Genomic DNA, 1,835 nt, shown 5'->3' with positions numbered 1-1,835 from the left:
GGCCTTTGCCAAGGCCCCCGTGCAGCGCGGCCGGCCAAGATCCGAGAGCCCGAAGATCAGCACGACGATCCGGCTCAGCCCGGAGGTTTTGGACCATTTCCGGGCCGGTGGCCCCGGCTGGCAGACCCGGATCGACGAGACGCTGCGCAAGGCCGCCGGCCTCGATCGCTGACCAGTCACGGGCCTACAGGGCGAAAGATCACGTCGGGATTGCGACTTTGCCATCCTTAAGCCGGCTGTTTGGCGTCTACGATCTGTAACGCTTGCCAAACAGCCCATTCGGCCAGCCTAGGCTGGCTCAAGTCCCGCATTTGGCAGTGTAACGATGCCAAATGGCATTTCCTGCTACAGTTCCGTCCCCTCAGTAGCTGGTTGGCAAACTGGCAGGCTGGCCGGACGGGCTAGTGGCCGTCATCCCAGGCGTCGTCCTTGGGCTTGATCCGGTGCTCGATCCCGGGTTCGTCTCTGACCTGCTCCTGGACTATCGGCTTTGCCTTCGGGGCGTGCTCGATCGTGGGCTTGAGCTGTATTCTGGTCCTGGCGGGAGCCTTGGCCTTGACGGCGGGCTGTGCCGCCGGGGCATCGAGCGCTTCCAGGGCCTCCTTGGCCGCTGTTTGCAGGCGGGTCATGAAGGCTTTCTCATCCAGGCCGTTTTCCCGGGCAAAGGCGCGGCCGCCTGCCACCATGCCGTCCTGGATCGCGCCCAGGCGGCGGTTCTGCTGGGCAATCAGCTCGGCCCGGGTCTCGGTAGCTTTCAGCTCCCGCTGCAGCCTGCGGTTCTCGTACTGAAGCTTGCTCAGCTCCGTCTGCATCTTCGGCGGGCCGGTGATCTGCTGCTTGAGGGCGAAGACCTCGGCCGCATGATCGCGGTTCTCCCGATGCCGAGCCGCTTGAACGCCCCTGAGAGCGTCTGAGGCGGCCTCTGAGGCTCGTTGGCGCCATTCTGCCTCCGTCTCACCGCCTATGCCCAGAATGGCCCCCTTGCGGCGCTCTGGGAGGCTCACAGCGGCATCCGGGTCGCTGATGTGGGCATAGGCCCTCTGGACCCGCTCATGGCGCGTCGGAGAGCCCTGCAGGCCGCGTTCCAGCCCATGGGCCTTGCCGACCCTTTCCGCGAAGTCGGTCTGCATGGCCGAGAGCTGTTCCCGGCTGCCGACGATGGCGCGGGCGTTCAGCTTGCCACGCTCGTCGAGGGGAATGGTCATCACCGTCATGTGGGGTGTGGTCTCGTCCCGGTGGATTACTGCGGAAAGGACGTTCTCGGGCCCGTGGCGGGCCTTGAGCCAGTCCAGAGCATCGGCGAAGTAGGCATCCTGCTCCTGCCGGCTCATGGCCTTCAGGGCTTCGGGAGAGCCGCCGACGAAGTATTCCAGCCCGTGAACAGCATTGCTGCGGATCTTCTCGGGGGCGCGGTCCTTCCAGGCATCGAGGACAGCCTGGCTGTTGTCGCCGCCGACCAGGACGGTGTTGTCGGGGGTACGCCGGGTATCGGCATTGGGCGTGTCGCGTTCCCGGAAGATGTGCTGAAGAGAGGCGCCCATGTTGCCCAAGGTCTTGATCTTGGCGCAGCGGAGGATCGCGAAGCTGCGCGAGGCGCCGAGATGAGGCATCCTGCCCCCGACGCGGCGGTCGAAGCGCAACTGTTCCTCATCGTCTCGCGCGCCCATGAACCGCCCCTCTGAAGGAAGGTTTATGTGTACTCACTAGACAATTTGGCACAAGGCCAAATTATCTGCTCGCCCTGCAACGCAGGGAGGAACACATAAACCTTCTTTCAGAGGGTCTCGCGTTGCGCCCAAGGGAGAAGAGAAGCCGCCTGAAGCGGCTCGATCCCC

General features: G+C 64.6%; 2 protein-coding genes. One reads left to right on the top strand and one right to left on the bottom strand.

The features are described from left to right. Nucleotides 1–19 precede the first annotated feature (19 nt). Nucleotides 20–172: a BrnA antitoxin family protein gene (locus tag BU28_RS25040; protein ID WP_081791456.1), complete on the top strand. Its 153-nt coding sequence runs from the start codon at nt 20–22 to the stop codon at nt 170–172. A gap of 229 nt (nt 173–401) precedes the next feature. Here BU28_RS25040 and mobV read toward each other — a convergent pair whose 3' ends face one another. Further along, entirely contained in the window at nt 402–1,667 is a 1,266-nt protein-coding gene (gene mobV / locus BU28_RS24320) for a MobV family relaxase (RefSeq protein WP_051578298.1), read from the bottom strand. Nucleotides 1,668–1,835: the final 168 nt, after the last annotated feature.

The organism is Paracoccus yeei ATCC BAA-599, assembly GCF_000622145.1.
Classification (GTDB): Bacteria; Pseudomonadota; Alphaproteobacteria; order Rhodobacterales; family Rhodobacteraceae; genus Paracoccus; species Paracoccus yeei.
The sequence above is the reverse complement of the archived record's forward strand: the minus strand, read 5'-3'. Positions and strand labels throughout refer to the sequence as shown.